The organism is Mesorhizobium sp. M8A.F.Ca.ET.202.01.1.1 (assembly GCF_004791595.1).
Classification (GTDB): domain Bacteria; phylum Pseudomonadota; class Alphaproteobacteria; order Rhizobiales; family Rhizobiaceae; genus Mesorhizobium.
Genome location: NZ_SRUN01000003.1, coordinates 262,934 through 287,522, shown reverse-complemented (window position 1 = coordinate 287,522; position 24,589 = coordinate 262,934). Strand labels below are relative to the sequence as shown.

28 protein-coding genes are annotated in these 24,589 nt (G+C 64.3%); all 28 read left to right on the top strand.

The features are described from left to right. Position 1: 1 nt before the first annotated feature. The gene (fliI, locus tag EN845_RS09345) at positions 2-1,402 is read left to right on the top strand and encodes a flagellar protein export ATPase FliI (protein ID WP_127869870.1); all 1,401 of its coding nucleotides are present in this window, start codon (positions 2-4) and stop codon (positions 1,400-1,402) included. Next, on the top strand, positions 1,383-2,216 hold the full coding sequence (locus EN845_RS09340; RefSeq protein ID WP_127275713.1) for a hypothetical protein: 834 nt from the start codon (positions 1,383-1,385) through the stop codon (positions 2,214-2,216). Before fliI ends, EN845_RS09340 begins: the two co-directional genes overlap by 20 nt. Positions 2,217-2,370: 154 nt before the next feature. Further along, a complete protein-coding gene (gene flgB / locus EN845_RS09335; RefSeq protein ID WP_127869871.1) occupies positions 2,371-2,751 on the top strand; it encodes a flagellar basal body rod protein FlgB in 381 nt (126 codons plus the stop codon). Between the two features lie 2 nt (positions 2,752-2,753). Continuing rightward, the gene (gene flgC, locus EN845_RS09330) at positions 2,754-3,170 is read left to right on the top strand and encodes a flagellar basal body rod protein FlgC (protein WP_127275715.1); all 417 of its coding nucleotides are present in this window, start codon (positions 2,754-2,756) and stop codon (positions 3,168-3,170) included. Then, positions 3,167-3,490 carry a flagellar hook-basal body complex protein FliE gene (locus EN845_RS09325; protein ID WP_167531303.1) on the top strand — a complete coding sequence of 108 codons (324 nt, stop codon included), beginning with the start codon at positions 3,167-3,169 and terminating at the stop codon, positions 3,488-3,490. Before flgC ends, EN845_RS09325 begins: the two co-directional genes overlap by 4 nt. Positions 3,491-3,500: 10 nt before the next feature. Then, a complete protein-coding gene (gene flgG, locus EN845_RS09320; RefSeq protein ID WP_127275716.1) occupies positions 3,501-4,289 on the top strand; it encodes a flagellar basal-body rod protein FlgG in 789 nt (262 codons plus the stop codon). A gap of 6 nt (positions 4,290-4,295) precedes the next feature. Next, the gene (gene flgA, locus EN845_RS09315) at positions 4,296-4,844 is read left to right on the top strand and encodes a flagellar basal body P-ring formation chaperone FlgA (RefSeq protein WP_135865557.1); all 549 of its coding nucleotides are present in this window, start codon (positions 4,296-4,298) and stop codon (positions 4,842-4,844) included. Continuing rightward, positions 4,841-6,082, top strand: a complete 1,242-nt coding sequence (locus EN845_RS09310) for a flagellar basal body P-ring protein FlgI (protein WP_127275718.1) — start codon at positions 4,841-4,843, stop codon at positions 6,080-6,082. The genes flgA and EN845_RS09310 overlap by 4 nt, the downstream gene beginning before the upstream one ends. A 2-nt stretch (positions 6,083-6,084) precedes the next feature. Continuing rightward, complete coding sequence (locus EN845_RS09305; RefSeq protein WP_167531302.1) at positions 6,085-6,666, top strand: MotE family protein; 582 nt, start codon at positions 6,085-6,087, stop codon at positions 6,664-6,666. Continuing rightward, the gene (flgH, locus tag EN845_RS09300; protein WP_127281130.1) at positions 6,663-7,367 is read left to right on the top strand and encodes a flagellar basal body L-ring protein FlgH; all 705 of its coding nucleotides are present in this window, start codon (positions 6,663-6,665) and stop codon (positions 7,365-7,367) included. The genes EN845_RS09305 and flgH overlap by 4 nt, the downstream gene beginning before the upstream one ends. Positions 7,368-7,402: 35 nt before the next feature. Further along, complete coding sequence (locus EN845_RS09295; protein WP_127869873.1) at positions 7,403-7,897, top strand: flagellar basal body-associated FliL family protein; 495 nt, start codon at positions 7,403-7,405, stop codon at positions 7,895-7,897. After that, positions 7,894-8,625 (top strand): flagellar type III secretion system pore protein FliP, encoded by a 732-nt coding sequence (gene fliP, locus EN845_RS09290; protein ID WP_027144757.1) that lies wholly within the window; start codon positions 7,894-7,896, stop codon positions 8,623-8,625. Before EN845_RS09295 ends, fliP begins: the two co-directional genes overlap by 4 nt. Positions 8,626-8,867: 242 nt before the next feature. Continuing rightward, a complete protein-coding gene (locus EN845_RS09285) occupies positions 8,868-9,854 on the top strand; it encodes a flagellin (RefSeq protein ID WP_127869874.1) in 987 nt (328 codons plus the stop codon). A 277-nt stretch (positions 9,855-10,131) separates the two neighbouring features. After that, positions 10,132-11,196, top strand: coding sequence for a flagellin (locus tag EN845_RS09280; protein WP_127277944.1), 1,065 nt, complete (start codon positions 10,132-10,134; stop codon positions 11,194-11,196). A gap of 131 nt (positions 11,197-11,327) precedes the next feature. Then, positions 11,328-12,977 carry a flagellar basal-body MS-ring/collar protein FliF gene (fliF, locus tag EN845_RS09275; RefSeq protein WP_127277943.1) on the top strand — a complete coding sequence of 550 codons (1,650 nt, stop codon included), beginning with the start codon at positions 11,328-11,330 and terminating at the stop codon, positions 12,975-12,977. Positions 12,978-12,980: 3 nt separating this feature from the next. Continuing rightward, positions 12,981-13,601 carry a hypothetical protein gene (locus EN845_RS09270; RefSeq protein WP_127277942.1) on the top strand — a complete coding sequence of 207 codons (621 nt, stop codon included), beginning with the start codon at positions 12,981-12,983 and terminating at the stop codon, positions 13,599-13,601. Beyond that, entirely contained in the window at positions 13,598-14,968 is a 1,371-nt protein-coding gene (locus EN845_RS09265; RefSeq protein ID WP_127869875.1) for a MotB family protein, read from the top strand. The genes EN845_RS09270 and EN845_RS09265 overlap by 4 nt, the downstream gene beginning before the upstream one ends. Then, positions 14,965-16,335: a chemotaxis protein MotC gene (locus tag EN845_RS09260; protein ID WP_127869876.1), complete on the top strand. Its 1,371-nt coding sequence runs from the start codon at positions 14,965-14,967 to the stop codon at positions 16,333-16,335. The genes EN845_RS09265 and EN845_RS09260 overlap by 4 nt, the downstream gene beginning before the upstream one ends. Positions 16,336-16,433: 98 nt before the next feature. Further along, a complete protein-coding gene (locus tag EN845_RS09255; RefSeq protein WP_245511691.1) occupies positions 16,434-17,711 on the top strand; it encodes a flagellar hook-length control protein FliK in 1,278 nt (425 codons plus the stop codon). Next, positions 17,641-18,228, top strand: coding sequence for a transglycosylase SLT domain-containing protein (locus tag EN845_RS09250; RefSeq protein ID WP_167531313.1), 588 nt, complete (start codon positions 17,641-17,643; stop codon positions 18,226-18,228). The genes EN845_RS09255 and EN845_RS09250 overlap by 71 nt, the downstream gene beginning before the upstream one ends. A 223-nt stretch (positions 18,229-18,451) precedes the next feature. Next, entirely contained in the window at positions 18,452-19,120 is a 669-nt protein-coding gene (locus tag EN845_RS09245; RefSeq protein WP_015315897.1) for a response regulator transcription factor, read from the top strand. Positions 19,121-19,199: 79 nt separating this feature from the next. Then, positions 19,200-20,459, top strand: a complete 1,260-nt coding sequence (locus EN845_RS09240; protein ID WP_127277938.1) for a flagellar hook protein FlgE — start codon at positions 19,200-19,202, stop codon at positions 20,457-20,459. Positions 20,460-20,485: 26 nt separating this feature from the next. Continuing rightward, entirely contained in the window at positions 20,486-21,940 is a 1,455-nt protein-coding gene (gene flgK, locus EN845_RS09235; protein WP_127869878.1) for a flagellar hook-associated protein FlgK, read from the top strand. Positions 21,941-21,943: 3 nt separating this feature from the next. Further along, a complete protein-coding gene (locus tag EN845_RS09230) occupies positions 21,944-22,987 on the top strand; it encodes a flagellar hook-associated family protein (protein WP_127280388.1) in 1,044 nt (347 codons plus the stop codon). A 32-nt stretch (positions 22,988-23,019) separates the two neighbouring features. Further along, on the top strand, positions 23,020-23,367 hold the full coding sequence (gene flaF, locus EN845_RS09225; protein ID WP_127869879.1) for a flagellar biosynthesis regulator FlaF: 348 nt from the start codon (positions 23,020-23,022) through the stop codon (positions 23,365-23,367). Then, positions 23,364-23,807, top strand: a complete 444-nt coding sequence (gene flbT / locus EN845_RS09220; protein WP_127869880.1) for a flagellar biosynthesis repressor FlbT — start codon at positions 23,364-23,366, stop codon at positions 23,805-23,807. The genes flaF and flbT overlap by 4 nt, the downstream gene beginning before the upstream one ends. Beyond that, positions 23,807-24,214, top strand: a complete 408-nt coding sequence (gene flgD, locus EN845_RS09215) for a flagellar hook assembly protein FlgD (protein ID WP_127280391.1) — start codon at positions 23,807-23,809, stop codon at positions 24,212-24,214. The genes flbT and flgD overlap by 1 nt, the downstream gene beginning before the upstream one ends. A gap of 12 nt (positions 24,215-24,226) precedes the next feature. Then, positions 24,227-24,493, top strand: coding sequence for a flagellar biosynthesis protein FliQ (gene fliQ / locus EN845_RS09210; RefSeq protein ID WP_013893193.1), 267 nt, complete (start codon positions 24,227-24,229; stop codon positions 24,491-24,493). Positions 24,494-24,589 lie beyond the last annotated feature (96 nt).

The following is a 24,589-nucleotide window of genomic DNA, read 5'->3' as shown; positions in this document are numbered from 1 at the left end:
CATGTCGTCAGAGCAGCCATCCATCCGCGCACCCGAAAGACAGCTCCAGCCGGCGCCGAAAGATCGGCTTGACGCTTTGGAGCGGGTCATCAGACGCTTCGGCGATGGTGACGGGCTGGTCAAGCGCGGCGGCCTCGTCACCGAAGTCACGCCCACGCACTACAAGGTGCGCGGCCTTTCCGATTTCACCCGGCTGGGCGACATTGTCGAGCAGCGCGGCCAGGCCGGCGCGCGTCGCGGCGAGATCGTCAAGATCAGCCGTGACGAGGTTGTGATCGCCCCCTTCGAACGCAGTGCCGACGCCGGCATCGGCGATGCCGTGTTCCGCAGGGGTCCGCTCGCGGTGGCGCCGCATGCCTCATGGCGCAGCCGCGCCATCGACGCGCTCACCCGGGCGATCGATGGTGGTCCGCCCTTGATGAGGGGCGACGACATGGCGCCGATAGCCGCGACGCCCGGCGCCATGGCGCGGCAGCGTGTCGGCACAGCCTTCATGACCGGCGTCAAGGTCATCGACATCTTCACGCCACTCTGCTTTGGCCAGCGCATGGGCGTTTTCGCCGGCTCCGGCGTCGGCAAGTCGACGCTGTTAGCCATGCTCGCCGGCGCCGACGCGTTCGACACCGTCGTCGTGGCGCTGATCGGGGAACGTGGCCGCGAGGTCCGCGAATTCCTCGAGGATACGATCGGCGACAGCATGGCCAAGACCGTCGCCGTCGTCGCCACCAGCGACGAGAGCGCCATGATGCGCAGGCGGGCGCCCGACACCGCCATGCGTGTGGCCGAGCATTTTCGCGACCATGGCCACCGCGTGCTTCTGGTGCTGGATTCGATCACCCGCTTCGCTCACGCGCTGCGCGAGGTGGCGACGGGAACCGGCGAGCCGCCGGTCGCGCGCGGCTATCCCGCCTCGGTCTTCACCGAACTGCCCAAGCTGCTCGAGCGCGCCGGCCCCGGGGCCGAAGGTAAAGGCTCTATAACCGCCATCATTTCCGTGCTGGTCGACGGCGACGACCACAATGATCCGGTCGCCGATTCCGTGCGCGGCATTCTCGACGGCCATGTCGTGCTCGACCGCGCGATCGCCGAACAGGGCCGCTATCCGCCCGTCAATCCGCTGTCATCCATATCGCGGCTGGCAGGCAAGGCCTGGAGCATCGAGCAGCGAGCCCTGGTGACGCGGCTGAAGTCGATGATCTCCCGCTTCGAGGACACCCGCGACATCCGCCTGCTCGGCGCCTATCAGGGCGGCGTCGACGCCGAACTCGACATGGCGGTGCGCCAGGTGCCCCTGATCTATGAGGCGCTGACGCAATCACCCAGGGACCGTCCGTCCGCCGATCCGTTCTCCGACCTTGCCCGCCATCTCAAGGGAAAGCAGAATGTCGAACCAGGAGACTGAACGCCAGTACACGGAGCGCCTCCTGAACGAGATGATCGCCGAGGCGAACGCCGCGGAACAGGCTCGAGCGGAGGAGGCCAGGGTCGCCAAAGCAAACGCCGCCGGCGCCATTGCTGCCAGGACCGCGGCTGTTCTGGCCAGGGCCGTCAAACCGGCTCTCCCCAGATCCGAACCTGTTCTGGGCCGGACCGCCCTTTCCTCAACGCATGTGGCTCCCGGCGTCGATGCTCCGGAGATGATGCAGGCCAGCCGCGAATTGCTGATCGAAGACCTTTTTCCGGTCGCCGAATGGCCGCAACCGCCAAAGGCGCAATTTCCAAAATTGCGAAAGAAGGCGGACCGTCGCAGCGACGTCGTCATCGCCGCGCTCGGCATCACGCTAGGCCTGATCTGCGCTCTGTTTCCCTGGTACATTTTCTTCAACCAGGACCAGTTCGGCGTCCAGGCGATCAAGTTCGGCGGCACCGGCACCAATTCAGGACGCGTGGGCGGCGGCGTGGTCGCGGCACGCAGCGCGCCGCTGACCGCCAAGGACGTTCCCAACGCAGGTGTCGACCTGCTCGCCACCGGCGCGGTGCAGGACGATGCCAAAACGGAGCCGCCCGGCGACCAGCCCTTCCCCGCCGATATCGCGAAGTTCCGCATGGTCCATGTCGCCAACGGCCGCGCCATGATCGAGGACGACACCGGCCTGTGGATGGTCCAACGCGGTTCGACGCTGCCGGATTCCAGCAAGGTCTCGGCGATCGAACAGCGCAACGGCAAATGGGTCATGCTCACCAGCGCCAACCAGGTGATCGAGCTTTCCAGGTAATGCCGTCTCGGCCTTGCCCAGAGCCGGATCCAAGATAGAGCAGAATATCGTCCGAAAACCGCTTCATACTTTTCGGCATCCTGCTCTAGCGACCGTCCGCAAGGTCCACGCAAGACTGGCGGCCTAGTCTTTGGGCACATGCCCGGAGATTCCCATGGAGCCTGTTTCCCTTTTCGATCTCGCCGCCAAGCAAGCGCAGTGGCTGTCCGTGCGTCAGTCGGCCGTGGCCGGCAACATCGCCAATGCCAACACGCCGGGCTACACGGCAAACGATGTCGAGCCTTTCGAGAAGGTGCTCGACCGTACCGCGGTGTCGCTTGAGATCACCGAGCCCGGCCATCTTGGCAGCGCTGCCACCAATGCCGGCTTCGCCATCAAGCCGCAGGACGACGACGGCGTGATCTTGCCGTCCAAGAACACGGTCGTGCTTGAAGACCAGCTTCTCAAGGCCGGCGAGGTGCGCCGCTCCTTCGAGCTCAACACGGCCATCGTCAAGGCATTCCATTCAATGATGATGATGGCGGTGAAGAGCTGACCATGGACGCGCTGACCGCAGCCCTCAAAGTCGCAGCATCAGGCCTCGGCGCCCAGTCCGAGCGCTTGCGCGTGGTTTCGGAAAACCTCGCCAACGCCCAGTCGACAGGAACCACGCCGGGCGCCGACCCTTATCGCCGCAAGACCATCAGCTTCGTCTCCGAACTCGACCGGGCCTCCGGCAGCTCGACCGTTGAGGTGAACTCGATCGACCGCGACCCGAGCGACTTTCCCGTCGAATTCCAGCCCGGCAACGAGGCCGCCGACGACAAGGGCTATGTCAAGATGCCCAATGTGAACGTGCTGATCGAAATGGCCGACATGACCGAGGCCAACCGCTCCTACGAGGCCAACCTGCAAGTCGTGAAGCAGGCGCGCGACCTCATTTCAATGACCATCGACCTGATGAGGAACCAATGATCGTCAACGGCATCGGCGCGCTTAACCTGAAGCCTGGGCTGGGCGACACGGCTACCGAACTGCTGCAAGGCGGCGTTGCGCCGGCGGCATCGGGAAACCTCGGCACCTCCTTTGCCGAGGCGGTGAGCCAGGCAGCCTCCAAGACCGTCAGCACCATGCAGAATGCCGAGCAGGTGTCGCTGCAGGCGCTCAAGGGCGACGCCGACACCCGCCAGGTGGTCGATGCCGTGATGAGCGCCCAGCAGGCGCTGCAGACCGCCGTTGCTATCCGCGACAAGGTCGTTTCGGCATATCTCGAAGTCAGTCGTATGGGCATCTGAGGAGCAGGCCATGAAAGCACTCGCCATCGCCGCCACCGGCATGAATGCCCAGCAGACCAATCTGGAAGTCATCGCCAACAACATCGCCAACATCAACACCACCGGCTACAAGCGCGCGCGCGCCGAATTCTCCGACCTGCTCTACCAGGTCGATCGCACGCAAGGTGTGCCGAACCGTTCCAACGCATCGCTGGTGCCGGAAGGCGTTTCGATCGGTCTCGGCGTCAAGACGACCGCGGTGCGCAACGTCCACACACAGGGCGAACTGACCAGCACCGGCAACAGTTTCGACATGGCGCTCACCGGCAGGGGCTGGTTCCAGATCGAAGGTGCCGATGGCGGCACGCTCTATACGCGCGCCGGCGCCTTCAACACCAACGCCACCGGCCAGCTGGTGACGGTCGACGGCGCCAACGTCATTCCGGCCATCACCGTGCCGGTCGACGCGGTCGAGGTCATCGTCAACAAGACCGGCCAGGTCTTTGCCCGCATCGACGGTCAGACCGACCTGCAGAATCTCGGCCAGCTCCAGATCGTCAACTTCGCCAACGAGGCAGGCCTGGCACCGCTCGGCGACAATCTGTTCCAGGAAACGACAGCCTCCGGTCCCGCCAATGTCGGCGTGCCCGGCGATCCAGGCTTCGCCACCATCCAGCAAGGCTATCTCGAGGCTTCCAACGTCGATCCGGTCAAGGAAATCACCGAACTGATCTCGGCGCAGCGCGCCTATGAGATGAATTCCAAGGTCATCCAGGCCGCCGACGACATGGCCTCCGTTGTGTCCAAGAACATCAGGTAACGGATGATGGCCATGCCGATCTCCCGCTCCGCATTCCGCCGCGCCGCGCTGACCCTTGCGCTGGTGGCCGGCGGCATGCCGGCTTTCGCCCAGGAATCGACGAGTCAATCGGCAAGCCAATCGACGGGCCAGTCGGCCAACCAGATTGCCACCAATCAGCCCGCCGGCGAGGTCGTGCTGATTCCCAACCGCGTCATCTATCCCGGTGAGACCATCGAACTCGCCGCGCTGAAACAGGTCACCCTCATCACGGGCAAGCACAAGCCCGATGCGGTAGCGACCCGTTCCGAGGAACTCCAGGGCAAGATCGCCAAGCGCACGCTGCTGCCGGGCCGCTACATTCCTTCCGCCGCCATCCGCGAGGCCTGGCTGGTCGAACAGGGTGCGGCCGTGCAGGTCTTCTTCGTCGCCGGCGGGCTGACGATCACGGCCACCGCCGTGACCTTGCAACCGGGCTCGGCCGGCGACTTCATCAAGGTTCGCAACAGCGACAGCGGCAAGATCCTCTCCGGCACGGTGATGGCCGACGGCACCATCCAGGTCGGCGCTTCATGATGCGGCCGTTTGCCCTTCTGCTCGCGGCGGCACTTGGCCTGCAGCCGGCGCTGGCCGATGGCTTGACGCCCAAGGCCAAGCGCGAGCTCGCCGCCAAGAATGGCGGTGTCTACGACGATCCGGAATATGATCCGGCCACCACCACGCGCATGTTCCGCGTTTCGCCCGGGCCGAGTTCGCTGCCGCCAGGCCAGGTCGCCTCGCGCATCAAGGACATCGCGCAGCTGCAGAGCTCGCGCGACAACCAGCTCGTCGGCTACGGCCTCGTCATCGGGCTCGCCGGATCCGGCGACAGCCTGCGCAACTCGCCGTTCACCGAACAGTCGATCCGCGCCATGCTCGAAAATCTCGGCATCGCCACCGAAGGCGGCAGCGCGCGCGCCAAGAACGTCGCCGCCGTCATCGTCACCGCCAACATGCCACCCTATGTGCAGTCGGGCGCACGCATCGACATCGACGTCTCCTCGATGGGCGACGCCACCTCGCTTGCCGGCGGCACGCTGATCATGACGCCGCTCAAGGCGGCGGACGGCGAGATTTACGCCGTCGGCCAGGGCGCGGTCATCGTTTCCGGTTTCACCGCGCAGGGCCAGGCCGAGCAGTTGACGCAAGGCGTGCCGACCGCCGGCCGCGTGCCGAACGGCGCCATCGTCGAGCGGCAGGTGAAGGCCGAATTCGACGACCAGTCGACGCTGACGCTGCAATTGCGCAATCCAGATTTTTCGACCGCCATCCGCATCGCCGATGCGATCAACGACTACACCGCCCAGCGCTTCGGCATGCGCGTGGCGGCCGAGCGCGATTCCCGCACCGTGCAGATCAGGCGGCCGAAGAGCGTGTCGGCGGCCCGCTTCTATGCCGAGATCGAGAATCTGGTGGTCGAGTCCGACACGCCGGCTCGCGTCGTCATCGACGAGCGCACCGGCACCATCGTCATCGGCAACGACGTCAAGATCTCGCGTGTCGCCATCAGCCACGGCACGCTGACGGTGCGCATCACGGAAGCGCCGCGCGTCGTGCAGCCGGAACCCTTCTCCAAGGGTGAAACCGCCGTCGAGCCGTTCACCGCCATCGATGCCAGCCGGCCCGACGCCCGCGTTGCCGTGCTCGATGGACCCGACCTGCAAACCCTCGTTTCCGGCCTCAATCGTCTCGGCGTCAAGCCGGACGGCATCATTGCCATCCTGCAAGGCATCAAGTCGGCCGGCGCCCTGCAAGCCGATCTGGTTCTCCAATAGCGATGCCGATGATCTCCTCCCTCTCGTCTCGTGAAAGACGCCGCTCCCGCATATTCCTGTTGGCGGCCGCGCTGGCGGCCATGCCTGTCCTTGGCGGCGCACACGCGGACGATGCCGTGCGGCAGGTTCTGCCCGGTGGGCAGCCCACGGTCGCGCCGCAGCAATTGACGCGGGAGAAAGCACCGGACCAAAGCGAGATAGAGCGCTTCTGTTCCAACATCGCCGACGCCGCCCGCGACCGCCGCTATGCCTTGCAGGCGGAGGAGTTGAAGCAGCTGCAGGCCGGCATTGACGAGCGCATGAAGGCGCTGGACGCAAAGAAAGCCGAATACGAGACCTGGCTGAAGCGGCGCGAAGTGTTCCTGGCCAGGGCCGAGGACGGCGTCGTCAAGATCTATGCCGGCATGAAGCCCGATGCGGCTGCCGAACGCCTGGCAATCGTCAATGCGGACCTCGCCGCGGCCATCCTGATGAAGCTCGATTCACGCAAGGCCGGCGTCATCCTCAACGAAATGGACCAGAAGGCGGCGGCGACGCTCACCGGCATCATGGCCAGCGCAGCCCGAAGGGTAGATCCGTCATGATCCGCAAAATGCTCATCCTGTGCGCGGCCGCAGCGCTGTCGGGCTGCGGAACCAACTTCAAGGAGATCGGCAGGGAACCGACCATGTCGCCGGTCGGGTCGGGCATCGGCAGCGACGGGGCAGCGCCCTACAGCTATCCTCAGCCGCCCGCCACGCCGGTCAAGAAGTTCTCTCTGTGGGACGATCGTCAGAGCCGGCTGTTCACCGATCCCAGGGCGCTGCGCGAAGGCGACATCCTGACCGTCAGGATCAAGCTCAACGACAAGGCCAACTTCAAGAACCAGAACGACAGGAGCCGGACTGCCGCGCGCAAGCTGGGCTATGACGTCACGCTGGGATGGGAAGGCAACAGCACGAGCGGCAAGGGCGACGCCGGCTTGAGCTCCAGCACCGAGACCAACGCCGACGGCGAAATCAAGCGCTCGGAGAACCTTGAGCTCAACGTCGCCGCCGTCGTCACCGAGGTCCTGCCCAACGGCAATTTGATGATCAGGGGTTCGCAGGAAGTGCGCGTCAACTACGAACTCAGAGTGCTCACCATCGCCGGCATGGTGCGTCCGTCGGACATCGGCGCGGAGAACACCATCTCCTATGAACGTATCGCCGAGGCGCGGATCTCCTATGGCGGCCGCGGTCGCGTCAGTGAGGTCCAGCAGCCGGCCTACGGCCAGCAGGTCCTCGACCAGGTTCTGCCGTTCTAGGTCTTGGCCTTCTGGGGATTGGAGAGCAAAGCACCGTGGCCAATGTCGAACAGGTTCAGCCTCGCAAGGGTCCTTCCCTTGCCATCCAGGGCGCCATGCTGCTCGTGGTGACGGCCGCCGCCATCGGCATGGGCTGGATGTCGGGTGGCTATCTCAAAGGCGTCGGCGCACCATCATCGGTGCCGGTTGCGCCTGAAAATGAAGGCAAGGTCGCGCAGCCCGCCGCCACGCAACAACCGGGCACGGGCCCGACGCTTGTCGCACTGGCGCCGATCACCACCAATATCGCCTCGCCTGCCGATACATGGATCAGGATGGAAGTATCCGTGGTCTATGACGCGCCGCAGCCGCCGGCCATGGCGGAGGATATTCAACAGGATCTTCTGGCTTTCGTGCGCACCCTGAAAATGCACCAGATCGAAGGCGCCAGCGGCTACCAGCACCTGAAGGCCGATCTCGACGAACGCGCCTCGATCCGCAGTCAGGGGCACGTCAAACAGGTTCTTATCAGGACATTGCTGCTCGAATGAGAAAATTCCTTCTTGCCGCGGTACTGATCGGTGCCGCCACCTCTGTCGCGGCGGCCCAGCAACTCGACCTCGGTGGCATCGGCAAGGCCGATGGCACCACCGTCGGCTACATCATCCAGATGTTCGGCCTGCTTACCGTCTTGTCGGTTGCACCGGGGCTTCTGATCATGGTGACGAGCTTCACCCGCTTCGTCATCGCCTTCTCGATCCTGCGTGCCGGCATCGGCCTGCAATCGACGCCGGCGAACCTCATCCTCATTTCGCTGTCGCTGTTCATGACCTTCTATGTCATGGCGCCGACCTTCGATCAGGCGTGGAACACCGGCGTCAAACCGTTGATGGACAACCAGATCAGCCAGACCGAGGCCTTCGAGAAGATTTCCGATCCCTTCCGCACCTTCATGCTGCACAATGTGCGCGACAAGGACTTCGACCTTTTCGCCGACCTCGCCCGCGAGCGCGGCCAGGTCGTTGCCAAGGAGACGGTCGACCTGCGCATCCTGGTGCCTGCTTTCATGATCTCCGAGATACGCCGCGGCTTCGAGATTGGCTTCCTGATCGTGCTGCCATTCCTGGTCATCGACCTGATCGTGGCCACCATCACCATGGCGATGGGCATGATGATGCTGCCGCCAACAGTGGTGTCGCTGCCGTTCAAGATCCTGTTCTTCGTCCTGATCGACGGCTGGAACCTGCTCGTCGGCAGCCTGGTGCGCTCTTTCACCTGATCGTCCGCGCTCGACATCAGGCATCGCGCGCCCGAGGAATCGGACGGCGCGAGCATCATCGAATTTTCTCCGAATTATTTTCGATTAACCGTCCGATTTAGTCCTTTGGTAGGGACTCGCCGCCATAGTCGCTCGCAGATGGCGGGTGACCCAAACGCAACGGTCATTGGCATGATGCCGCTCCGTCATACCGGACAAACCGGTATGCAAAAAACACCTGTAAAAACAAGGTACGAGTAGCCATGGCCAGTATCATGACCAACGCCGCAGCGTTGACCGCGCTGCAGAGCTTGAACGCCACCCAGAAGAGCCTCGACACCACCCAGTCCCGCATCTCGACGGGCTATCGCGTCTCCCAGGCTTCGGACAATGCCGCCTACTGGTCGATCGCCACCACGATGCGCTCCGACAACCAGGCCATGTCCACCGTTTCGGACTCGCTCGGCCTCGGCGCTTCGAAGGTCGACACCGCCTACACTGGCATGAACAGCGCGATCACCACCATCAACTCGATCCAGCAGAAGCTGACCGCGTCCTACGGTCAGACCGACGCCGCCAAGGAAAAGACCCAGGTCGAAATCGCCGCCCTTCAGGCACAGCTCAAGGGTTACGCCGACTCCGCCACCTTCTCCGGCACCAACATGCTGTCGGTGTCCACCGCCTCGGGCACGGCAGCCGACGTCAAGGTCGTTTCGGCTTTCAACCGCACCTCCGCCGGCGCGGTTTCGATCTCGACGATCGACGTCAAAGTCGAAAGCATCAAGCTCTATGACTCCGGCGCCGCGCCGACCGCCAAGGGTATCCTCGACACAGCCCGCCTTGGCACCACTGGCGCTGCAACCACCACAGCACAGGCCCCGACCCTTGGTGGCCCTATCGTTGCCGGCGATACCTATTCGGTCGCCAGCCTGGCCATCTTCTCGGGCACCACGGCCGCCAGCGACGCTCAGATCTCGCAGATGATGACCGTCGTCGACGCCGCGCTCAAGGACATGACGACCGCCGCTACCAAGCTCGGCGCCGCCAAGAGCTCCATCGACCTGCAGAAGACCTTCACGCAGAGCCTGATGGACTCCATCGATCGCGGCGTCGGCCAGCTCGTCGATGCCGACATGAACAAGGAATCGACCCGCCTCCAGGCTCTGCAGGTCCAGCAGCAGCTCGGCGTCCAGGCGCTGTCGATCGCCAACGGCTCCTCGCAGTCGATCCTGTCGCTCTTCCGCGGCTGATCCCTCTCGACCGACCAAACCAGGCAAACGGGCCGCGCCAAAAGCGCGGCCCGTTTTGCGTTTGCTCCAGCCCCGCGCAACCCTCGTTCCTTAACCCTCTGAAGCTGGCTTTTAACAGGCCATTAACCATAACGAGCTAGTCATGGTTAACCAATGACTACAACGGATTGCCGAATCGGCCCGATCGGGGTGGCGGCAATCCAGGGGCGGGTCGAGCGGCTCGCGAGGGCAACGCCGGTCTTTGAGAAAGACCGGTCTGAAAAAAGGAGCGAGTTTCTTGGCGAGCATCATGACAAACGCCGCGGCGTTGACCGCACTTCAAAGCCTTAACGCCACCAACAAGTCGCTCGAGCAGACCCAGGCCAGGATCTCGACCGGTTACAGGGTCTCCGAAGCATCCGACAACGCCGCCTACTGGTCGATCGCCACGACGATGCGCTCCGACAACCAGGCGCTGTCGACAGTGCAGGACGCGCTCGGCCTCGGCGCCTCGAAAGTGGACATTGCCTATACCGGCATGAACAATGCGCTGGATACGATCGGCAAGATCAAGACCAAGTTGCTTTCGACCATTGGCCAGACGGCAGCCGCCAAGGCAAAGACGCAGACCGAGATCACGACGCTTCAGGCGCAGATGAAGTCCTTCGCCGACGCCGCCACTTTTTCGGGTTCGAATTATCTTTCGGTGACGTCCAACGCCGCCAATGGTGGCGTCCAATCTGACGCCAAGATCGTCTCGTCCTTCAATCGCTCCTCCTCGGGCGCAATCTCGCTCGGAACGATCGACATCAATTTGGAGAGCACCAAGCTGTTCGATTCCGGCCTTCCTGCCGTCGTCAAGAACCAGGGCACGCTCGACCGCCAGACCTCGGTCTACTCCACCGCCGCCGCCCAGGCCTTGTACGACGCCGCCTATGCGACAGCACTCGCTGGCGGCGGCACGGACGCCGCCGCCAACACCGCTGGCCAGACCGCGGCCGCGGCGAGCACGGCCACGAAGATCGACAACGTCTCCGCGTTCAATCTCGACATCACCGCGGCCGGCGTGACCGACGACATCATCACCCAGATGATCGGCAAGATCGACAACGTCATGGCTCAGTTGACCGACCAGGCCACCATCCTCGGTTCGGCCAAGAGCAGCATCGATCTGCAGAAGACTTTCACGCAGAGCCTGATGGACTCCATCGACCGCGGCGTCGGCCAGCTCGTCGATGCCGACATGAACAAGGAATCGACCCGCCTCCAGGCGCTGCAGGTGCAGCAGCAGCTCGGCATCCAGTCGCTGTCTATCGCCAACAGCTCCTCGCAGTCGATCCTGTCGCTGTTCAAGAACGGCTAGTTCAGCCTTAGCCGACGGATACTTCGACTTCCAATTCACGGGCCGCGCCGCAAGCGCGGCCCGATTTCATTTTCGCACAAGCTTCGAGGCTTAGTGTTCCGGCGGACAGTCATGCTGGGAGTCGCTCAACCGTGCCGCAACAGATCCAGAGCATCATCTCGAATCTCCGCGGCTTTGGCGTCAGGCGCCTCGCCATGCTGGCGGGCGTCGCTGTCCTGGTGATGGGCGTCATCGGCATTGCCTCGGTCTACCTCAACCGCCCGGCCTATGACACGCTCTATGTCGGGCTCGACCGCTCCGACGTGAACCAGATCGGCCTCGTGCTGGGCGAGGCTGGCATCGGCTTCGACGTCGGCTCCGACGGAACCTCCGTGCTGGTGCCGGCCGGCACCACGGCGCAGGCCCGCATGCTGCTTGCCGAGAAGGGCCTGCCGACCAGCGCCAATGCCGGCTACGAGCTGTTCGACAATGTCGGCGCGATGGGCCTCACCTCCTTCATGCAGCAGATCACCCGCGTGCGTGCGCTCGAAGGCGAGATCGCCCGCACCATCCAGTCCATCGCCGGCATCAAGGCGGCACGCGTCCACATCGTCATGTCCGAGCGCGCCAATTTCCGCCGCGATGAACAGCAGCCATCCGCCTCGGTCGTCATTCGCTACTCCGGCATCGACGCGGAGAAGAGCGCCATGTCGATCCGCCACCTCGTCGCCGCCGCCGTCCCTGGCCTGTCGGCCGACAAGGTGACGGTGCTCGATTCCAACGGCAATCTGCTGGCCGCGGGCGATGATCCCTCCAACACCAGCGCCGCCCGCACACTCGGCGTCGAGCAGACCGTGGAGGCGCAGATCGGCGACAACATCCGCCGCGCGCTGACGCCCTATCTCGGGCCTGACAATTTCCGCGCCAGCGTCAAGGCCGACGTCAACACCGACACCCGCCAGACCGAAGAGACGATCTTCGATCCGGAGTCCCGCGTCGAACGCTCGGTGCAGTCGGTGCGCGCCAACGAGAACAGCAATCAGAAACAGGCCTCCACCCCGGCCAGCGTCGAGCAGAACCTGCCCGAGACCCAGGCGACCAGCACCGAGGGTCCGCAGACCTCCTCGGCGAACGACCGCAAGGAGGAAATCACCAATTACGAGATCAACTCCAAGAAGATCGCCACCGTCTCCAATGGCTACAGCGTCACCAAGATGTCGATCGCAGTCGTCGTCAACCAGGACCGGCTGAAGGCGATCCTGGGCAAGGACGCGACGCCCGACCAGATCGCCAAGCGCGTCGCCGAAATCCAGAAGATGGTGAGTTCCGCCACCGGCTTCGACGACAAGCGTGGCGACGTCATCGACGTCTCGGCGGTCGAGTTCATCGACGGGCTGGACGGCGAGGCGATCCCGCAGGGGGGAATGCTCGATTCCATCGGCCAGCATGCCGGCACGTTGATCAATGCCGGCGCCTTCATTGTCGTGGTGTTCCTGGTCGCCTTCTTCGGCTTGCGGCCGATGGCGGCCGCGCTGACGGCCAAGGCGACGCCCGCCATAGCAGGCCCCAATTTCGATGAAGTCCAACGCTCTCTGCCGACCCCGGAGGCAGCCGCTTCCGCCGATGCGGGTGCCGCCGTCGGCGCCTTGCCCGGCACGCGTGCCGGCGCCACCCCGCTCGACGATTTGCGCCAAAAGATCAGGCCGGCCCCGCAGGAGCGGCTTGCCCGCATGGTCGACATCAACGAGGAACGCACCGCGCAGATCCTGCGCAAATGGGCGGCCCAGGAAGTCGCGGCGTAGACCATGCCCTCCGCAGCCCTCTTCGATCTTCTTCCGGACTTCGGCGCGCGCGCGCAACGCGCCAGCCAGCCCCAGCCCGCCGCCGAGCACAAGCCCGAGGCGGCGGCACCGCCGGCCGATATCGGCACGCTGATCGCCGAGGCGGTTGCCCAGGCGGAGGCAGCGCTCGGCGAGCGGCTTGCCGCGACCCATCAAGCAGCGCTGGAAGCGGAACGCCAGGCAAATGCCGAGGAAGCGAGGGCGTTTCTCGACAGCTTCGGTGGCGATGTCGGTAAGGCGGTTTCGTCGCGGCTCGACGCCATGGAGGCGCGCGTGACGGATCTTGTCGGCGCCACGGTCGCCCGCATCATCGGCGGCGTTGTCAGCGACGATCTGCGCAAGCGCTCGCTTGAAGCGCTCGCCGGCGCGATCCGCGAAGCCGTTCGCGATGGCGAAGCCGTGCGCATCGCCGTCCGCGGGCCACTCTCGCTGTTCGAAACGCTGAAGGCATCGCTTGGGCCGCGCGCCGAAAATCTCGACTTCATCGAGGCGCCCGGCTTCGACCTGACGGTCACCATCGACGAGGCCGTGTTCGAGACGCGCATGGCCGAATGGTCGGCAACCCTTTCCGAGGTCCTGTCATGAGCGTCGCCGATGCCGATCACGGCAGGCACGAGATCATCATCGTGCGGCGCGGGCATGACGACCACGACGAAGGTCATCATGGCGGCGTCTGGAAGATCGCCTTCGCCGACTTCATGACCGCGATGATGTGCTTCTTCCTGGTCATGTGGCTGATCAATGCCGCCAACGAACAAACCAAGGCGGCCGTCGCCAGCTACTTCAATCCCGTCAAGCTGGTCGATCGCGAGTCGAGCCGCAAGGGCCTCCAGGATCTCGGCAATGGGCCGCGCTCGGTCGGGCTGATGGCCGACGAACCGCAGGAAGCGACAACCAAGGCCGGGCAGGACGGCAGCGGCGCCGCGGGCTCATCCAACCGCAAGCAAGACAAGCAGGAACCGCAGCAGTCGCAACAGTCCGACGAGCATCTCTTCGCCGACCCCTATGCGGTGCTCTCGGAGATCGCCACGGAGACCGGCGTCATGCAGAATGTCAGCCAGAAAGGCGACGGCGGCGCGCAGAATTCTGGTCCGGCGACGGGCGCCTCGGGCGGCGCGTCCTACCGCGATCCCTTCGAGCCTGACTTCTGGTCGCAGCAGGTCGCCGCACCTGGCGCCGAGGCGAGTGCCCAGCGCCCCAGGGTCGAGGGCGATCCGCTCAAGCCCGGCGACAAGGCTGCCGAGACACAGATCGCCAAGGTCAAGGCCGTGCCGCCGGCACCACCGGTCAAGGACGCACCGCTGGAGCCCCTGGCCGGGGATGGCAAGGACGCAGCCGCGACAATGGTCAAGGCCGGCGATATGAAAGCCGGGGATGCCAAGGCGGGCAACGCCAAGGCTGGAGACAGCAAGGCTGCGGATACGCCCAAGGCCGTCGCGCAGCAGGAGGCCGCAAAGCCCGAGGCGGCGGACAAGGCTCCGACCGCCGCCGCGGTGAAAGCGGCCGCCGACGTCAAGCAGCAGCTTGCCGATGCCTTCAAGCCCGGCGACAAGCTGCATGACGGTGTCTCGGTCGAAGCCACCGACAAGGGTGTCGTCATCTCCATCACCGATCAGCTCGACTTCGGCATGTTCGAGGTCGGATCGGCGGTGCCGAGCCGTGAACTGGTGCTGGCGATGGAGAAGATCGGCCGCATCGTCAACAGCCAGAAGGGCACCATCAGCATCAACGGCCACACCGATGCGCGCCCTTTCCGCAGCGCCAACTACGACAATTGGCGGCTGTCGACGGCGCGCGCGCATTCGGCCTACTACATGCTCGTGCGTGGTGGCGTCGATGAACGCCGTATCACCGAGGTTGCCGGCTTCGCGGATCGCCAGCCCAAGGATCCGGCAGACCCGATGTCGGCGGCCAACCGCCGCATCGAGATCCTGATGGCGACCGGCGGATGAAGAGGGGGGCGCTGACCAGCCGCCTGACAGGCCTGTTGCTGCTGGCCGCGGCGTGTCCGTCCACGGGCCTCGCCCAGGATACGCTGCAGCCCTATCAGCTGGTGCGCTCGTTGCAGCTCGTCCAGGACCGTATCGCGGCCGGCGATCATGCCGCGATGCCGATGCAGGCCAAATTGCTCGAGATGACCGATGCCCGGTTGCGCGCCGCGGATGCCGAGGATTTCAAGGACCCCAAGAATTTTCGCGCGCTGCTGGTCTACGGCATGAGCGGCGGCAATCCGGTGACCGTCGAGGCGGCCGTATCGCGCGCCGCCTCCGATCCGCGGAACCTTGCCATCGCCAAAGGCGTGATCGGCTATCTGAACGGCCGGCCCGGCGAGGCGATCGAAGCCTTGAGGCCGATCGACCCGATGACCCAGCCAAGCGATCTCGGCGCGTTCCTCGCTTTGGTCAAAGGGTCACTGCTCGCCACGGACCAGCCGACCGCCGCGCTGATGCTGCTCGATGAGGCCAAGCTGCTCAGCCCCGGCACTCTGGTCGAGGAAGCGGCTTTGCGGCGCTCGGTTGGCATTGCGGTGACGCAAGGCGACGCGGCACGGTTCGCGCTTGCCTCGACCCAATATGCCGAGCGCTATCTCTATTCGCCTTACGCCAGCCAGTTCGCCGACTCCTTCGTCTCCGGCGTCATCGCACTGCACATGTCGATCAGCCAGGACAAGCTTGCCGACATCACCTCGATGATGGATCCCGAACGCGAGAAGGTGATCTATCTGCGCATCGCCCGCCGCGCCGCGATTGACGGCATGAGCGACTTGTCGGCCTTCGCCTCGGCACGGGCCGAACACGGTCGCGACGGCAACACCAATCAGGGCGATCCGCGCGCCCTGCTCTATTCCAGCCTGTCCACGGTGACCTCCGATACCATCGAGGACGTGCGCGCCAAACTGGGCAAGATCGACCGCGGCAAATTGTCGGACGGCGACCGCGCCTTGCTCGACGCGGCCCAGGCCATCGCCGGCGAAGTGGTGGCGCCGCCTGCCTCACTTGCGGCCGCAAACCCGGCGCCCGCACCAGTGGTGCCGGCACCCGAACCGGAGGTTGCGGCGGTGCCGACCACTGATGCCGCCGGATTGCCCCCCGTCGAGGGCGCCGTCTCCGAACGGCCGGCCGTGGCGCCATCCCTGGCCGCCGCGCCTGCTGCGCCGAACGCATCCGCGCCGGCAACCGACGCGGCAACCGCCCTGCCGGCATCGGCGCCGGCGGCCTCGGCCAGCGCCGACACGACAGACCCGACCGACGCCGCCATGACAAAAACCCGTCGACAGCTCGACCTGATCGACCAGATGCTTGGAGCCGCCCCGAAATGACCCCCAGCCTCGGCCCGGCCCTGCCAGGATTTACCGCCGCGCGCACGGCCGAGCAGCCGGCCGCGCCTGGAAAGAAGGACGACACCGGTTTCGGCAAGATGGTGCACGGCGGCGCGAGCCCTACCAATTCAGAAAAGCAGCCACCGGCCGAGGCCGGCTCTCGCGATCCGCGCTGGAGCAGGCTTGCGGCAGACCTTGCGGCGAACACTGGCGAGGATGAGCCGATGCCCGCAGGCAAGGCAAGGACCACGCCGAGTGGATCATCTGCCGCGAAATCCATGAAGGACGGCAAGGACACCGGGACGGACAAGGATGCCGATGCCGACGCGTCGGCCATCGAACCGGGTACAACCGCGCTCGACGAGCATCTGCCGCTGCTGATGGCGTTTCATGACCTGCGCCATTTCTCGACGTCAGCCAAGTCGGCCGACTCGAGCGCGGGCGAAACAGGACAGGACGCCGCTGTCGTTGGACAGCTTCCCTCGAAGGGCTATCGGCAGAAATCCGCCGCCGCGAGTGACGGTCTCGACCCCATCTCCAAGCCTGAGCGGGTATCGCTCGCAGACGGGCCGTTGACCAAACTCGACGGTCAGCTCGTCCGCGATGCCGCCGGCGCGCCAAGACACGACGGCATGATCGAGGCCGGCCCCCTGCCCGAGACATCCGCGGAGGTGCCGGGCGTGGAGACGAAGCAGGCGGCGCCGCAGCTGAAATCCATCGCCGACCTTCAGTCTTCATTGCGGTCCGAACCAGGAAAACAGCAGTCGGCGGCGGCACGCATCGACGTCGTTTCCGAGCGCAGCTTCCCCGCGCCGCCGCAGGCCCCGATGAGCCAGGCGGCCCTCAACGTGATCGGCGCCATTTCAGCCGACGGCGGCCCGAACCAGGCGCTCGCCACGGCGTCCGCGACCGCTCAGCTGACGGGCTCTGTTGCCGTTCCGACACATGTCTTGAAGATCGAACTTCACCCGGCCGAACTGGGCATGGTCACGGCCCATCTTCGGCTCTCCGGAGAACAACTGTCGATTGAGTTGAAGCCCGAAACACACGATGCCTATCGCCGGCTTTCCAGCGACAGCGAAGCGATCGTCAAGTCGCTGCGCGGGCTCGGTTTCGAGGTTGACAAGGTGACCATACTGCAACCATCGATTGCAGTCACCTCCACAACCCGGACGGATACAACCGCCTCCGTGAGCGCGGCACCCGGCCGCGATCCATCATCCTTCCAGCCCGGAAACTCCGGCGGCGGCAATAATGGGGCCGGTGGCCAGCAGTCGGGTCAGCATTCCGCAAGGGGTAGCCATGATGATGCGCAAACACACGGCCGCGTCGCTTCGCCTTCTCGCGAGCGCGCTGGCGGCGATATATTTATCTAGCCTCGCGAGCAGCGCCGGCGCCGCCACCAATCCCTGCGAACCTGAGATCCTGCGTGCCGCCGACCGCTATGGCGTGCCCGCCGGCATCCTCTATGCGGTCGGGTTGACGGAAACCGGCAACAAGGGCAGTCTTCAGCCCAACGCATTGAATATAGAAGGAAAAGCAGTCTTTCCGAGAAGCCGAACCGAAGCGCTTGCCGCCTTCGCCAACGCCCAGCGCGAGGGCAAGACGCTGATCGATCTCGGCTGCATGCAGATCAACCATCACTACCACGCCTCGCATTTCCGCAGCGTCGAGGACATGCTCGACCCACGCCAGAACGTCGACTACGCGGCGCGCTTCCTGGCCAGCCTCCATGCCCGCCACGAGACCTGGTCGATGGCCGTCGCCCGCTATCATGCCGGTCCCGACAACGACCCGGCGCAGAAGGTCTATGTCTGCAGGGTGATCGCCAACATGGTTGCCACCGGCTTTGGCAAATGGACCACGAACGCGCGCACCTTCTGCAACCCGTAAGCGCATTTTCTGCTTCTAATACATCAATCCCCGACTGCGGAGCGGTTCGGCACGACTTGGTCAAGACTTGCACCCGCAAGCATATCTGGCTGCACGCTAATGCAACCGATCCGATTCCAGACTCCCAAGAAACTAGTTATAAGAAATGACGGTTGTTCAGGATTCCCGGCAGCGGATACGCCTTTCCCCACGGGGCAAATGTGCTGATTCGGAGGCGGGGCCGATGATCGTTATCGTTGACGAGCGAGAGCTCGTGACAGAGGGCTACAATTCACTTTTCGACCGCGAGGGGATCGCCTGCGCCGGTTTCGCACCGGGCGAATTCGGCGAGTGGGTCAACTCGGCCGCCGACACCGATCTGCGCTCGGTCCGGGCCTTCCTGATCGGCGACTGCCGTGACGGCGCGATCTCGCCGCGCCAGATCCGCGACCGCACCGGGGCTCCGGTCATTGCGCTCAGCGAGCAGCATTCGCTGGAAAACACGCTGCGGTTGTTCGAGAGCGGCGTCGACGACGTCATCCGCAAGCCGGTGCACATCCGCGAAATCCTGGCCCGCATCACCGCCATCCGCCGACGCGCCAGCGAGGACGTCGCCTATACCGAGATCGGCGCCATGCGCATCTTCATGGACGGCCGCGATCCCGAGATCGACGGCCAGCCTTTGCCCTTGCCGCGCCGCGAGCGCCGTATCCTGGAATATCTGGCGAGCAACCGCGGCCGCCGCGTCACCAAGACCCAGGTGTTCAACGCCATCTACGGCATCTTCGACGAAGAGGTCGAGGAGAACGTGGTGGAGAGCCACATCAGCAAGTTGCGCAAGAAACTGCGCGAGAAGCTGGGCACCGACCCTATCGATTCCAAGCGCTTCCTCGGCTACCGGCTCGTGTTCTGATGCGGCGCCGCGCCAGCCTCGCGCAAGACAGGACGCGTAGCCTCGAAGCCAGTGGCATGGATATTGCGGAGACATCTCGATGAGCCTCTACGGAATGATGCGGACCGGCGTTTCCGGCATGAACGCACAGGCAAACCGCTTGTCGACGACAGCCGACAACATCGCCAACTCCGACACCACCGGCTACAAGCGGTCCTCGGCTGAATTTTCGACGCTGATCATGCCGTCGACAGGCGGCGCCTATAATTCCGGCGGCGTCACCACGACGATCCGCCAGGCGGTCAGCGATCCGGGCGTGCTTCAATACACGACATCGGTTTCCGACCTTGCCGTCAGCGGCGATGGCTTCTTCGTCGTCCAGGATCCCAGCGGCACGCCTTTCCTGACCCGCGCCGGCGCCTTCGTGCCCGACGCACAGGGCCGGCTGGTCAATGCCGCCGGCTTTCAGCTGATGGCCTACAGCTACGCCAATGGCACGCCGGCGGCGACAGTGAACGGCTTCGAAGGTCTCGAGCCGGTCGTCATCTCCGACCAGGGACTGACCGCGACACCGAGCACCGAGGGTAATTTCAGTGGCAATCTGCCGGCGGGCGCGACACCGGTCGCTGCCGCCAACCTGCCCAGCGCCAACGCCGCCACCGCACAGTACACTCAGAAAACGTCGATGGTCGCCTATGACAATCTCGGCAACAAGAAGCTGCTCGACGTCTATTTCACCAACACCGGCACCGGCACCTGGGAGGTAGCAGTCTTCGATCAGTCGAAGGCAACGCCTGGAACCGGTTTTCCCTACGCCGTCGGCGGCGCGCTCGGCTCAGCCAACCTGACCTTCGATACCACGACGGGCAAGCTGACCGGCACACCCACAGGCATTTCATTCACCGTGCCGGGTGGCGCCAGCCTCAATCTCGACTTGTCGAAGCTGACCCAGCTCGGGACCGGATTCACCGTTTCCGATGCCCAGGTCAACGGCAATGCGCCGAGCACCATCGACAAGATCCAGATCAGCAAGGATGGCACCATCTACGCTCAGTACAAGGATGGCACCTCCAAGCCGCTCTACAAGATTCCGCTGGCCGACGTGCAGAGCCCCGACCAGCTCAAGGCGCTGCCTGGCAACGTCTACGCGCAAGGCACTGAGTCCGGCGCGGTCCGTGTCGGCTTTGCCAATGAAGGCAAGGCCGGCTCGATCATCTCCGGCGCGCTCGAGAATTCCAACGTCGATATCGCCGAGGAATTGACCGACATGATCGCGGCCCAGCGCAGCTATACCGCCAATTCGAAAGTCTTCCAGACCGGTTCCGATCTGATGGACGTCCTTGTCAACCTGAAGAGATAACCGGGCTCCGCCCGTGAAAGACCAGCATGTCGCTTTCCACCGCACTGAGCATCGCCCAATCGGCGCTTCTGGCCACCTCGCGGCAGACAAGCGTCGTCACGCGCAATGTGGCAGACGCCGACAATCCGAACTATTCGCGCCGCATCGCGCTCGTCACCAGCACGACGCCCGGCGCACGTTCGGTTGATGTCCAGCGTGCAGCCAACGACCTGCTGTTTCGCCAGAACCTCGGCGCCCTGTCCGCCTACGCCGGCCAGAGCGCGCTTTACAGCGGCATGGATCAGCTCGACGTTTCAGTGAATGGCGTCGACAACGCCTCCTCACCTTCGACTGCGATCGGCAACCTGCAGCAGGCGCTGCAACTATACGCGACCTCGCCGTCCAACCAGAATCTTGGCGCGAGCGTCATCGACGCGGCCAAACAGGTCGTGCGGTCCCTGAATGAAGGCTCCAAGGCCATTCAGGACTTTCGTACCCAAACCGACGGCCAGATCGATACCGCCGTCAAAGATCTCAACTCGCTGCTCAACCAGTTCCAGGATGCCAACACGGCGGTCATGTCCGGAACCCGTTCCGGCACCGACGTTTCCGATGCGCTCGACCAACGCGACGCATTGTTGAAGAAGATCGCCAATTACATTCCGGTATCGACCTTCACGCGTGGCGACAATGACATGGTCATCACCACCGGTGACGGCACGACATTGTTCGAGACGATCCCACGCACCGTCAGCTTCGCCCCCTCCTCGGGCTATGCGGCGGGTGCGGCCGGCAACACCGTCTATATCGACAACGTACCGGTCTCGGCGGGCAGCGGCGGCAACACCACCGCCAGCGGCACGATTGCCGGCCTGCTGCAATTGCGTGACGGCGTCGCCTCGACAATGCAGGGCCAGCTCGACGAAACCGCGCGCGGCCTGATCACCGCCTTTGCCGAAACCGCACCGTCGATGCCCAACGCGGCCGGCCTGTTCACCTGGCCGGGCGCACCGGCGGTGCCAGCCGCAGGCACGCTCGTCGATGGCCTTGCTGGAACGATCAAGATCAATGCCGCGATGGACCCCAGCGCCGGCGGCAACCCGACATTGCTGCGCGATGGGGGCGCCAACGGCGCCGCCTACGTCGCCAACACCACTGGCGGGCCTTCATACTCCAATCTTCTGGTCGCCTATGGCGACCAGCTCGACAAGCCGATGACGTTCGATCCCTCGGCCGGGATTTCGGCAACCTCCAGCGTTGCCGACTACGCCGCCAATTCGATAGGCTGGTTGCAGGGCATTCGTCAGCAGGCTTCGACCGCCGCCGACGCCAAGGAAGCCCTGGCACAGCGCAGTGCCGATGCCTTGTCCAACGCAACCGGCGTCAATGTCGATCAGGAAATGTCGCTGATGCTCGATCTCGAGCACACCTATCAGGCATCCGCCCGGATGATGAAGACCGTCGACGACATGATGACGGCGCTGTTGAACGCGGTGGGATAAGCCATGACCTTCGTCTCCTCTGCTGCCCTTACGAATGCCATGCGCTATCAGCAGATGCGCATGCAAGCCGATCTCGTCAAAGCCACGAAGGAGTCCTCGACCGGCAAGGTCGCCGATGTCGGTCTGGCACTTGGTGGACGTACCGCCCAGTCCGTTACCTTTTCGCGCGACCTCGACCGGCTCAACGTCATTGTCGATTCCAACGGACTGGTGGCCGCCCGGCTCTCGTCGACCCAGACCTCGCTCGGCCAGCTCTCCAACGTCGCGCAGACTTTCCTGTCCAGCCTGACCACCGCATCGTCGGGCGACAACTCAGACAGCCTGACCCAATCGACCGGCCAGACAACTATCCAGCAGCTTACGTCGATCCTCAACACGAGCGTCAACGGCGAATATCTGTTCGCTGGCACCAACACCGACGTCAAGCCGATCAACGATTTCACCGCCGCCGGCTCTCCCGCCAAGGCTGCCTTCGACGCCTCCTTCGTCGCCAAATTCGGCTTCACGCCCGCTGACCCGCTCGCGGCCAACATCACCGCGGCCCAGATGGACGATTTCATCACCAACTATGTCACGCCGCAGTTCCTCGGCGCGGGCTGGCAGACCAACATGTCGAATGCCACCGACCAGCAGATCGTCAGCCGCATCGCGCTCAACGAAACCACCGAGACCTCGACCGGCGCCAACAACGACGGCATCAGGAAGCTCGCCATGGCGGCGGCCATGGTCTCCAGCCTGATGTCCACCAATATCAGCCAGGCGGCAAAGGACAGCATCATCGACCACTCGCAGAAACTGGTCGGCGAGGCGCTGAGCGGCATCGCGCAGGTCCAATCCCAGACCGGTATCGTCCAGAAGCGCGTGTCCGACGCCAGCGACCGTATGAAAACGCAGATCGACCTGTTCGAACGGCACATTCTGGATCTCGAAGCAGTCGATCCGGCGGAAGCCGCGACCCGCGTCGCCGACCTGACGCAGCATATCGAGACGTCCTTTGCTCTGACGGCGCGCCTGCAGCAGCTCAGCCTGTTGAATTACCTGACCTGAAAGCACTCTGAACCGGAACGGTAGAGCCAACGATGTACCAATTCTCCTACGCCGACGTCCAAAGCACCTCCGTCACGGACGCCAAGGACCGCGAGCGCGAGCTGCTGACCCGCTCGATCGACATGCTGTCGGCTGCTGCGGCGGCCGGCCGGGATTCGATGGAGGCCGTGGAGGCACTGAATTTCACCAACCGTATCTGGACTGTCTTCGTCGAAGACCTCGGCTCCAGCGACAATGCGCTCCCCAAGGAATTGCGCGCCAACCTGATTTCCATCGGCCTGTGGCTGCTGCGCGAGGCGGAGGACATCCGCCAGGGCCGCACCGACAATTTCGAGGGGCTGATCGAAGTATCCCAGATCATCCGCGACGGCATTCAATGACCAACACGCTGAAGATATCACTGAAGCCCAACGAGAAGATCTACATCAACGGTGCGGTCATCCGCGTCGACCGCAAGGTCACCGTCGAGCTGATGAACGACGTGCAGTTCCTGCTCGAGAGCCACGTGATCCAGGCCGACGAGGCGTCGACGCCATTGCGGCAGCTCTACTTCATCGTGCAGGTCATGCTGATGAACCCCGCTGGTGCCGATGAAGCGCGCGAGATGTTCCGCCGCTCGCTGCCGCTGCTCATTGCAAGCTTCGAAGACGCCGAGATCGGCAACGCGCTGAAACAGGTCGACCGCATGGTCGGCGAGGATCACATCTACGAGGCCTTGAAGGCGATCCGTTCGCTTTATCCTCTCGAACGCCGCGCGCTTGGCGGCAATGACGACGTTCCGGGCGCCGCGCGCCCGCTGGCCGTGGGAGCACGATACTAATGACCGTGGACATGACGACTTCGATACCGGTTGGCGCCAACCAGACCACCACGCAGACCGCCAAGACCGCTGTCGACTACAACTCGTTCCTGAAACTTCTGATCGCCGAGATGAAGAACCAGGATCCGACCAAGCCGATGGATTCGACGCAGTACGTCGCCCAGCTCGCCACCTTCTCGCAGGTCGAGCAGTCGGTGCAGACCAACACCAAGCTCGACCAGATCATGCAGTCGTCGGCGCTGTCGCAGGCCGACGCTCTCATAGGCCGCAACATCACCTCGGCCGATGGCAAGACCACGGGCACGGTGGCGTCGGTGACGCTTGGCAGCAACGGACTGATCGCAGTGCTGCAGGATGGCACCACGGTCCCCGTCGGCGCGGGCGTGTCGATCAAGCCGGCGAGCTAGGCCAACCGCCACATGAATGAGGCCGACGCTCTCGACATCGTCCAGTATGCGGTGTGGACGGTGCTGACCGCCTCCGCGCCGGTGGTGCTGGTCGCAATGGCGGTCGGCATCGGCATCGCGCTCATCCAGGCACTGACGCAGGTCCAGGAGATCACCTTGACCTTCGTGCCGAAGATCGTCGCCATCATGCTGGTGGTGGCGCTTACGGGTCCCTTCATCGGCGGCCAGATATCGGCTTTCACCAATGTCATCTTCGAGCGCATCCAGAACGGTTTCTGATCTGGAACCTTCCGGGACGGTGCGGCTTCCCTTCGGAATGCCCTGAAAGCGGCGGCCCGCTTGCGGTTGACCCGGTTCCGGCTAGATTGCCGTGTT

What these genes read in the sequence shown, in the direction of transcription:
- flgB (WP_127869871.1), top strand. Translation starts at nt 2,371, where the DNA reads ATGGAGCCTGTTTCCCTTTTCGATCTCGCCGCCAAGCAAGCGCAGTGG.
- flgH (WP_127281130.1), top strand. Translation starts at nt 6,663, where the DNA reads ATGATCCGCAAAATGCTCATCCTGTGCGCGGCCGCAGCGCTGTCGGGC.
- EN845_RS09340 (WP_127275713.1), top strand. Translation starts at nt 1,383, where the DNA reads ATGTCGAACCAGGAGACTGAACGCCAGTACACGGAGCGCCTCCTGAAC.
- EN845_RS09270 (WP_127277942.1), top strand. Translation starts at nt 12,981, where the DNA reads ATGCCCTCCGCAGCCCTCTTCGATCTTCTTCCGGACTTCGGCGCGCGC.
- fliQ (WP_013893193.1), top strand. Translation starts at nt 24,227, where the DNA reads ATGAATGAGGCCGACGCTCTCGACATCGTCCAGTATGCGGTGTGGACG.
- fliI (WP_127869870.1), top strand. Translation starts at nt 2, where the DNA reads ATGTCGTCAGAGCAGCCATCCATCCGCGCACCCGAAAGACAGCTCCAG.
- flgD (WP_127280391.1), top strand. Translation starts at nt 23,807, where the DNA reads ATGACCGTGGACATGACGACTTCGATACCGGTTGGCGCCAACCAGACC.
- EN845_RS09285 (WP_127869874.1), top strand. Translation starts at nt 8,868, where the DNA reads ATGGCCAGTATCATGACCAACGCCGCAGCGTTGACCGCGCTGCAGAGC.
- EN845_RS09260 (WP_127869876.1), top strand. Translation starts at nt 14,965, where the DNA reads ATGAAGAGGGGGGCGCTGACCAGCCGCCTGACAGGCCTGTTGCTGCTG.
- EN845_RS09305 (WP_167531302.1), top strand. Translation starts at nt 6,085, where the DNA reads ATGCCGATGATCTCCTCCCTCTCGTCTCGTGAAAGACGCCGCTCCCGC.
- flaF (WP_127869879.1), top strand. Translation starts at nt 23,020, where the DNA reads ATGTACCAATTCTCCTACGCCGACGTCCAAAGCACCTCCGTCACGGAC.
- EN845_RS09240 (WP_127277938.1), top strand. Translation starts at nt 19,200, where the DNA reads ATGAGCCTCTACGGAATGATGCGGACCGGCGTTTCCGGCATGAACGCA.
- EN845_RS09245 (WP_015315897.1), top strand. Translation starts at nt 18,452, where the DNA reads ATGATCGTTATCGTTGACGAGCGAGAGCTCGTGACAGAGGGCTACAAT.
- EN845_RS09265 (WP_127869875.1), top strand. Translation starts at nt 13,598, where the DNA reads ATGAGCGTCGCCGATGCCGATCACGGCAGGCACGAGATCATCATCGTG.
- EN845_RS09310 (WP_127275718.1), top strand. Translation starts at nt 4,841, where the DNA reads ATGATGCGGCCGTTTGCCCTTCTGCTCGCGGCGGCACTTGGCCTGCAG.
- fliP (WP_027144757.1), top strand. Translation starts at nt 7,894, where the DNA reads ATGAGAAAATTCCTTCTTGCCGCGGTACTGATCGGTGCCGCCACCTCT.
- flgC (WP_127275715.1), top strand. Translation starts at nt 2,754, where the DNA reads ATGGACGCGCTGACCGCAGCCCTCAAAGTCGCAGCATCAGGCCTCGGC.
- flgK (WP_127869878.1), top strand. Translation starts at nt 20,486, where the DNA reads ATGTCGCTTTCCACCGCACTGAGCATCGCCCAATCGGCGCTTCTGGCC.
- EN845_RS09230 (WP_127280388.1), top strand. Translation starts at nt 21,944, where the DNA reads ATGACCTTCGTCTCCTCTGCTGCCCTTACGAATGCCATGCGCTATCAG.
- EN845_RS09255 (WP_245511691.1), top strand. Translation starts at nt 16,434, where the DNA reads ATGGTGCACGGCGGCGCGAGCCCTACCAATTCAGAAAAGCAGCCACCG.
- EN845_RS09325 (WP_167531303.1), top strand. Translation starts at nt 3,167, where the DNA reads ATGATCGTCAACGGCATCGGCGCGCTTAACCTGAAGCCTGGGCTGGGC.
- flbT (WP_127869880.1), top strand. Translation starts at nt 23,364, where the DNA reads ATGACCAACACGCTGAAGATATCACTGAAGCCCAACGAGAAGATCTAC.
- EN845_RS09250 (WP_167531313.1), top strand. Translation starts at nt 17,641, where the DNA reads ATGATGCGCAAACACACGGCCGCGTCGCTTCGCCTTCTCGCGAGCGCG.
- flgG (WP_127275716.1), top strand. Translation starts at nt 3,501, where the DNA reads ATGAAAGCACTCGCCATCGCCGCCACCGGCATGAATGCCCAGCAGACC.
- flgA (WP_135865557.1), top strand. Translation starts at nt 4,296, where the DNA reads ATGGCCATGCCGATCTCCCGCTCCGCATTCCGCCGCGCCGCGCTGACC.